General features: G+C 46.6%; 8 protein-coding genes. All 8 read right to left on the bottom strand.

Annotation, left to right across the window (positions count from 1 at the left end; translation table 11 throughout):
- Positions 1-336 precede the first annotated feature (336 nt).
- Positions 337-552, bottom strand: a complete 216-nt coding sequence (locus TH30_RS21795) for a hypothetical protein (protein WP_114100182.1) — start codon at positions 550-552, stop codon at positions 337-339.
- Positions 549-2,474, bottom strand: coding sequence for a carbamoyltransferase C-terminal domain-containing protein (locus TH30_RS21790; RefSeq protein WP_147252117.1), 1,926 nt, complete (start codon positions 2,472-2,474; stop codon positions 549-551). The genes TH30_RS21795 and TH30_RS21790 overlap by 4 nt, the downstream gene beginning before the upstream one ends.
- A gap of 17 nt (positions 2,475-2,491) precedes the next feature.
- Positions 2,492-3,592 carry a DegT/DnrJ/EryC1/StrS family aminotransferase gene (locus tag TH30_RS21785; RefSeq protein WP_114100180.1) on the bottom strand — a complete coding sequence of 367 codons (1,101 nt, stop codon included), beginning with the start codon at positions 3,590-3,592 and terminating at the stop codon, positions 2,492-2,494.
- 12 nt (positions 3,593-3,604) lie between these two features.
- On the bottom strand, positions 3,605-4,543 hold the full coding sequence (locus TH30_RS21780) for a glycoside hydrolase family protein (RefSeq protein WP_114100179.1): 939 nt from the start codon (positions 4,541-4,543) through the stop codon (positions 3,605-3,607).
- Position 4,544: 1 nt separating this feature from the next.
- Positions 4,545-5,216, bottom strand: coding sequence for an acetyltransferase (locus TH30_RS21775; RefSeq protein WP_114100178.1), 672 nt, complete (start codon positions 5,214-5,216; stop codon positions 4,545-4,547).
- Positions 5,200-5,718 carry a class I SAM-dependent methyltransferase gene (locus tag TH30_RS21770; protein ID WP_181850432.1) on the bottom strand — a complete coding sequence of 173 codons (519 nt, stop codon included), beginning with the start codon at positions 5,716-5,718 and terminating at the stop codon, positions 5,200-5,202. The genes TH30_RS21775 and TH30_RS21770 overlap by 17 nt, the downstream gene beginning before the upstream one ends.
- 172 nt (positions 5,719-5,890) lie before the next feature.
- Positions 5,891-6,517: a WbqC family protein gene (locus TH30_RS21765; protein WP_114100176.1), complete on the bottom strand. Its 627-nt coding sequence runs from the start codon at positions 6,515-6,517 to the stop codon at positions 5,891-5,893.
- Positions 6,517-7,644, bottom strand: coding sequence for a glycosyltransferase (locus TH30_RS21760; protein WP_114100175.1), 1,128 nt, complete (start codon positions 7,642-7,644; stop codon positions 6,517-6,519). Before TH30_RS21760 ends, TH30_RS21765 begins: the two co-directional genes overlap by 1 nt.
- Between the last annotated feature and the right edge of the window lie 599 nt (positions 7,645-8,243).

Here is an 8,243-nt window from a genome sequence, read left to right as displayed (position 1 = left end):
TCTGATTACAAATCAGCTGCTCTACCAATTAAAGCTACACCGGCTTGAGCGGCGGAACCATAATCCGAGGCGGAGACGATTGCAATACCTTGATTCAAGGAAATTTATGTCAATGAGACTTGCATGGTCTGCGCCAGAATATTTCGGGAAGTTTCCATCGAAAAATCCAGATCATATGGTCGGTTAGCGGTTAAATGTCGGCAGTAATACGCACAGGTTTGGTGAAAGCTGACGTTCAGAAAAGAGTGTTGTCAGAGATCGATCTAGGCAAGATCGCCTTCTGGCAAACTCTTTCTGAACGTCAGCATATATCTGATCGTAGTCGAGGGTTCTGGCCTAAAAGTAGATTTTCAGTTCATCGGCGTCAGGAAGGTATTTTGCTTCTGTCCCGTTCCCGGAATTTAAGCGCGAGAACAATTTTTCCCGTTCACGCGAAAGTTCATCTCTTTCACGTAGCAACGAAGCCTGATTTTTTCTCAACGTATCCAGTTCGAGTAATACCTGTCGAACCATTGGGAGACGATAGGCTATCTGCTTAAGAACTTGTTTCATCGGCCAAGCTTCTCAATCTTGAAGTTGTTCAGGTAGACGGCATCAATTTCAGTTGTAAGGAGGAACTCAATCGCATCTTCAGGTTCCTCGATAATTGGTTGTTTCGGGCCGTTGAAAGATGTGTTCATCAGTACAGCCGGGTTTCCAAGCGCCTTATACTGTTGCAAAACGTCATGAATAATACCGCAGTCTGCGTTGATTGACTGAATCCGTGACGTTCTGTCGACATGTGTGATTGCCGGGATGTTGTCAGTTTTGATGATCGCATTAAACAACATGAAGTAAGACGGGAATGGACAGCCGTAAAAGTACTTCTCTTCTTCACCTTCAAGCACAATCGGTGCAAACGGGCGCCACAACTCTCGCGACTTGATTTCGTTCACTCGTTTCCAGTTTTCCTCGTGCTGAGGGTTGGCAATAATTGAACGATGGCAAAGCGCACGAGGTCCCACTTCGCTTCGGCCTGTAAAGAGCGCAATGACCTGGTTGCGATGGATCATGTTCGCGATATCCGATGCGACATTTTCACATTCGGTGATCGTTACTTTTTCGCGATACGCATCCAGCGCACGCGGAATTGAGCGCTCTGCTGCCGTTCCGCCAAGATATGCATGCTTTGGCGTCTGTTTCTTCAGAGTACGCGGCTTCCCGAGGATGTTGTAGTAAAGGGCCATCGCCGAACCGATAGACAGTCCCATATCGCCAATTGCGGGCGGAACATAGACGTTACTATAGGGACTTTCATTCGAGATGCGTGTATTGGCCGGGCAGTTAAGTGCAACACCACCCGAGAAGCACAAGTTGGGGGTCTGGACATTGCTCGACTGCAAGGAGTTGTACATTGCCGAGACCGAGAATAACAAAATTTCCTCGATCAGTTTTTGTGTGCTGGCGGCAAAGTCGACATTGATCGGTTCCAGGATATGTTCGCGATCGCCGAAATAGGTCAGATCATACCCAAGCTGCTTTGCTTCTTTCAGGCAATGGTCAACCCAGTCACTGGAAGGACGTTTGTTGAAATCATACCAGTTGCCGACAAACTCAGGAGAATAAAAACGCGGCTGTCCGTAAGAAGACAGTCCCATCAGTTTTCCCGGATCCAGATTTATAGAGATCGACGCCAGATCATACATTTCGCCCGCAGCAAGCGTATTTGGGGTGTAGGGATAAAGCTTGTCGCCAGTTCCATAGGCAAACATCCCGCAAGGATACTTTTGGTCACCGCCACCTGCGCCGTCGTTTGAGAGAATTGCGGCGTCCTCGTATGGGCTCTGGTAGAAGGCGTATGCAATATGAGCATAATGATGAGCGAAGACAAATGACGGGATCTCGCGCCCATTCAGAAGCAGCGTCACCGGATAATGGAACCCGTGACGGATCGCATCATTCATCATCGAACTGAAGTCGGTGTTCGAAATATCCTTGAGCGACTTCCGTTCGTTCCAAAGTGGAACTTCAATAAACTTCTCGAAGCTTGGAAGGGTATGCTCTGTCTCCAGAAGCGTCTTCTTGAGACTGTCCGGCAGCATCAAATTGTAAACATGGTCGCTGCGTTCCCTGAGAATCAAGGGAAGCCAGCCTTGTAATCCGGTTTCCGCAAATTTCTCAGGGGTGATGCCAAGTTGGTCCACAAGCGCGCAGGGGATACCCTTATGTCCCGAATGATGCTGAAGTTTGATGTTCAGCTTTTCCGGTTCGGGAAAAATATATTCCACGAGCTGCGTGGATGTCACAGTGGCGTAATCAATGTCTTCAATCTGGATATTCACATCAGCAAGGCAGGCAACGACATCACTGTACTCGATTCCGATTACATGCTTCTTTTTTTTGTGACGTTCAATTTCGTAACAAATAAGTACGTCTTCGTCTTTCATGACGGTTATTGACGCATCATGCCCAAAATGTAGTCCCAGAATAATCACAAAATTTCTCCTGAATTCTATGCGTTCTTAATTACGTTGCAAATTTTCACCACCGTTTCTTCGTCCAACTCCCCGAAATAGGGGAGGCAAAGAACGCTGTCAGATATGTCATTTGCAACTTTTAGAAGTTCTCGTCGTGCTGAGGGCAAATTACTATAGGTTTCGATGTTGCTCAGCAGTGGGTAAAAATACTTGCGGGCATGAATTCCTGCTTCCTTGAGGGCAGAATGTATTACATCACGTCTGCCATCTGCGACAATGATTGGAAAATACTGATAGCTATGGCTGGAACATGCTGGCTGCTGCGGTATACGAATACCGTCGACATTGCCCAATAATTCGGAATATTTGCGGTACACGATGTCCCGTTTTTCGATTTCCGAATGCAACTGCTTCAGGTTTTCAATGCCGACGAGCGCTTGCACTTCGTTCATTTTGGCATTCAGTCCGGGAAGAAAGATATTTTCTTCGCCGCGAATTCCAAAGTTGTTCAAAAGGAAAGACTTTTCCTTCATCTCGGCTGACTTGAAGATCAGCGCACCACCTTCCAGCGAATTCAACAATTTGGTGGCGTGGAAGCTGTGCATCGTGATGTCACCGTAGTGGCTTAAAGAACGCCCTTTGAACTGCGTCAGAAGACTATGTGCACCGTCGTAAACAACTTTGACGCCGTGACGTTCCGCAATGTTTTCAATGGCCTCGACATCACACGGGAAGCCAAAAACGTGTACCCCAAGTATCGCCGACGTCCGCGGGGTGATCAGTTGCTCGATCTTTGTCGGATCAATGCACATGCTTTCAGGGTCGATGTCGCAGAACACCGGTGTAAGTCCCAACCACTGAAGGGCGTGAACTGTTGCGGCAAAGGTGAACGGTGTTGTGATTACTTCACCTGTCAGGTCGAGTGCCTTCAAGGCAATCATCAACGCAAGAGTGCCATTCGTGAAGACGGACAGATGTTCAACGTCCAACTTTGACGCCAGAGCATTTTCAAACTCTACGACTTTGGGGCCGTTATTGGTCAGTTGCCCGGATTTAAGAACTTCTGCAATCTTCTGGCTGATCAGATCAGGGTCACTAATGAATGGGCGAGTGACATATACGTTATTCTCAGTCATTGATTATTTACTCTAAAAGTCAATCAACTGGGCCAGGCCTATGCCAGAGCGTCCAAAGTCGTTCCCATTGTACAGCATAAAAATATTCCGGGCGTGCTCAAATACATAGGGGTACGCCATCATTTTGCTGTCCCATTCTGATGACGAAGACAGCGATATTCCAGCATCATCGTCATGGCGATCCCAAGATACGCCACGATCACGGGAATGCGCAAAACCTATCCTGTAGGAACCGCCACCATCTCGATAGTCTTCTGCATCCCGATAACACATCCACATGTATTGGTTTTCGCCGATACGGATTACACTCGGACTTGTGAGGCATTCGAGGTCATGTTTCAAGGAGATACAAGCAGACGCATCACGGTTCCAGTCAATGCCATTTTCAGACGTTGCTGACATGATGACATAGATAGGCTCCAGTTTGCCGTCAATCATTTCCCATTTGGTCCCCGAAGAATACCAAAGACGCCAGTCAGATGAGCCATTAATCATGACCCGGGGGGTTGTTGTGATGAATGGTTCGTGTTTGGAACGTGAAATGATTGGGCCGGCGAACATCTTGCGAAAGGTTTGACAATTATCTTCGCTTACTGCGACACCGATTGACGTGTGATATGGTTCAACCGTTCCTGTGCGCCAGCCGATATAATACATCAAGTGACGGCCGGAATCATAAACGACATCGCTCGGCATGATGCCACTTTGGTCAAAGCTGCCATAACTTCCAAGTTCGAGTATCGGGTTTGTGTTGACCTGGATGACTTTGGTGAGGTCATCTAAAGCGACATCAAAAGAAATGGGGGTCGCTTGCCCGTTCGCATTACGGGTCGAGAAAAAAATACGAACCCGATCTTCCAGTATGACAGGGACTGGAAGCTGGCTATGTTCGCTGGACCACTGCGGTAACAAGTCGGAAGAGAATATCTTTCCTATCTTCTTCCACCGCATATCAGATCGACCTCAAGCGATTGCTTGGTACCCTCGAAAGTGTGGAGCCCTCAGAGAAAGTCACTGCCAAGTCAGGCAAATCTTCCAAGACAAGAGCACCGGCACCAATGACTGCGCCTTTTCCAACCGTAATGTTATCACGCAAGGTGCTGTTCACCCCGATGAACGTGCGCTCACCGATAAGCACACCACCGGATATCACATTGTGCGAAGAGATGAAGCAATGGTCTTCTACAATGCTATGGTGACCGATGTGATTGCCGCTCCACAGAACGACATTTTTTCCAATCTTGGCGTATGGCTGGATATTGTTTTGTTCAAGAATAAAGCAATGCTCGCCGATGTCTTCTGTGCTGCAAATGGCGTTGGTACTTATATAGGAGGCAAACTTGTACCCCATTTCCTTGAAGGTCTGGTATCTCTCCTTGCGAAGCACATTCACCTTGTTGTAACTCATCGCGATAAAGATAAAGAATTCGTCCTGAGGGTAATTCTTCTGAATATCCTCGAAGGTCACGATTGGAAGGCCTTGCAATGTATCCTGAGTTTTGAATTGTGCATCCACGCAGAATGCGACAACTTCGTATTCGCTGTCTGAACTGAAAAAGTAATGCGCAACTTCCGCTATTTGTCCGGATCCGAAGATTACCAGCTTCTTATTTTTTGATAGCATAGCATGTGTACTCATAAAGTTTGTAATCAGACCGTATTACGAAGTCACGTGTCAGATGCTCGGATAGGAATTTTGCCAGACTGTCGATTGAAAGATGGAACAAGTCTTCGCGTTCCCAGTCAACGTTCTTCGACATTACATTAAATGCAATACCGTTGATGCACGTATCGTAAGCTATTTTTAGCATCGCCTTTGTAAATTCAAACATCTCATCAAAGGACATGCTTTGCTTCTCGGTGAACAATCCGTTCATAATCACGAAACCATGCCGATTATTTGCAAGCGGGTCCGTTAGGACGTCTCGCTGCTCGAAATCGATGTCGGGATTGGCCGTTTTGGCTGCGCTAATCATATCGCCAGAGATATCTATACCCTTGTAACGAAATTCCTTTGGTCTTTCGTTCCAATGGGTCGTCATATACTCGTAAAGGCCGCCATAACCGCATCCAAGATCCAGTATGTCAATGTTATCAGCCTCCGAGAACCGGGTAATGTCGAGCATTACCTGATATCGCCGAAAAAGATCCTGTTCGTTTGGCCAATCAATGCCTTTGTGGGTCGCCCCGTGAGTTTTCAGGCAGTTTTCGTAATGATTTTGAAGTACTTTATAATTTGAACTCTTCATCTTGGACCGTAATTGCCTGTTGAGTAGGGACGAGTTTTCCCGAATCTCGTTAAATACCTAATATGTCTTGTAAGACAGATTTCTTTGATATGTGCATGGTTTCCAGAAAATTCAGTTCGATGCCGTTATCCCTGAAATCCTCCTGCGAGTATAACTCTCGCCCACCGGGAAGATTGTTGTAACACGATCCACCAAGTTCTTTCAGGATTTTGAGAATCCGGTCTTGGGCTTTGTAAGACTCAGGGATACTCAGTTCGCTGGAACGTACAACATTGAAATGAAGTCCCAGAAACGAACAGGCAAATCGCAGGTTTTCGACAAGATAATCCACAGGTGGAACGTCAAGCGAGCAGATGGTTTCAAAGGCGTCTTGCCTGTTCTGCAGAGCTTGATAAAGCGTCGGGAACCTTTGTAATCGTTGATACCATTCTGCTTCGGCATCTTGAGCGAAGCTTAAATCTTTGATTTTGGTTTGTTGGGAACAGCTCGCGATCGGAAGTGTAAGCCATTCTCCGGATTCATGCGCGTCATTGGTTCGCCGGATTTTGTTGCGGTGAACCCAGCCCCGCCGCGGAAATTGGACGCAGTCGTAAATCACGAACAACTCGGACTGTCTGAAGAGCTCGAAATATCCCGCATAGGGATAAAAGTACGGTTGCATAATCGCAATTTTCATCACTGATAATCGCTTTCGTACATTTCGATCCCGAAAAGTTTCATGAGTTTCTTTTTGTAGAGTACCTTGTATCGGTTCATATCGAACAGATGCAATGCCTCATATATGAATTTGGAAACCGGATTGATGAGCTTCCGGAACATCTGGATATACATATACCTTGCCAAGTTGGCGATCTGGTACTTCCTGCGTACGCCGATTGAACTCCGGTCGGGCAAATGCTTGTCGAAACTGACAAATGACAGATGAAGAAATATCAGGCGCAGCAGTATCAGGACATCTGATGGTGAACGTATTTTGCTCGGACTCAGATTCTGGAACAGGATATGGCGTACCGAATACGGGAGATTCCGAGAATATATGTGATCAAACTTGTATTTCAGGAGTTTGTTGTAAATTATCGCGCCACGTATGTTGGAATAATCTCGATTAAGCTGAGACAGCTTCGAATATATTCCGGTTCCACTGATTCTATAAGTCGACATTGTGCGATCGATATACTTGATCTTGCCAAATTGAGACTTGTAGATTGAGACAAACCAGTCCCCGATCATTTTGTTGTAATGCATTTCGAGCGGGTAGATATCGCGTGACGTTCTCCGCCAAAGGTACGAGCTGGTGTGGCAATAACATTGGGACGTGATCAGTTCGTCGGCACCGTACTCATCTGGCAAAGGTTCTTTATGCAGCAGTTCGGTGCGGCTTTCTGCCTGATAGAACAATTCTGTATTGTGGGAGCAACCGACATATTCTTTGTGTTGGTCCAAGATATCTACTTGCTGTTGTAGTTTGGTCGGATCTGTCCAGTAATCGTCACCTTCCAGAAAACAATAGTATTCGCCGGAAATATGTTCGGAGGCCGTAATGATAGTGAAAATCCCGCCGCGATTTTTGTTGTTTAACAAAACAGTGCAGTTCTCAAATTTGTCTCTGTACTCAGCTATCACATCCCGGGTCGCATCGGTCGAACAGTCCTCGGCAATGATCAGCTCGATAGGGAAGGAGACTTTTTGAGCTAAAATAGAATCTAGTGTCTGCGCCAAATATTTTTCATGGTTATAGGTGAGTACCAAGACGCTTACTTTGATTGCATCGGCGCTATTCGGTTTTGTCTTTTCCGGAAACATGGTTTCTCCCGTTCAGAGAGGGGGGGATTACTGTGACTTGAAAATGGTCTTGGATTCGAAGTTAAATATCAGCGCGAAGCAGGCTCCATAGCTTTATCAGCGGCTCCAAAGCTTGGCAATCAATGTCGCACGGCCCTGAAGACAAAAAAGAGTAGAAATAATAGACCCTTCCGGGTGATCAATTCGACGATTTCTCTCTTGAAAGTTATAATGTGCCTCGACGAATTCGGCCAAATTCTTTCTGAGAAGAGCCTGGAGGGCAAAGATTTGGGATCAAAACGAGCTCTTCAGGCTTGGGTGGCGTTATGCAGCATAATTGGGCCTTTAAGAAAGAGTGGCGATACCTGCTTCTGGTCGTGTGTCTTTATTGAAGGTTACATTAAAAGTTTTTGCCCATTGCCGTTTCCCGGCTTCTTTTCTTTGAGGGATTAGGGTCCGCTTCGGCCAACTCTGCGTTCGGCTGCGTAAGAAACGATACTCAGATGTAGGGCCGTTGCGTGTCTATTATGGCGGTAGTGCGTACAAGTCCGACTAACACCGACTTCATGATTGCCGAAATCGGGTCAGTTCGAAGCCAAAAGAAAACCCCGCAGCCATCG

Origin of the sequence: Thalassospira profundimaris, assembly GCF_003326795.1 — a bacterium.
Classification (GTDB): Bacteria; Pseudomonadota; Alphaproteobacteria; order Rhodospirillales; family Thalassospiraceae; genus Thalassospira; species Thalassospira profundimaris_C.
This window is presented reverse-complemented; position numbering and strand designations above follow the sequence as displayed.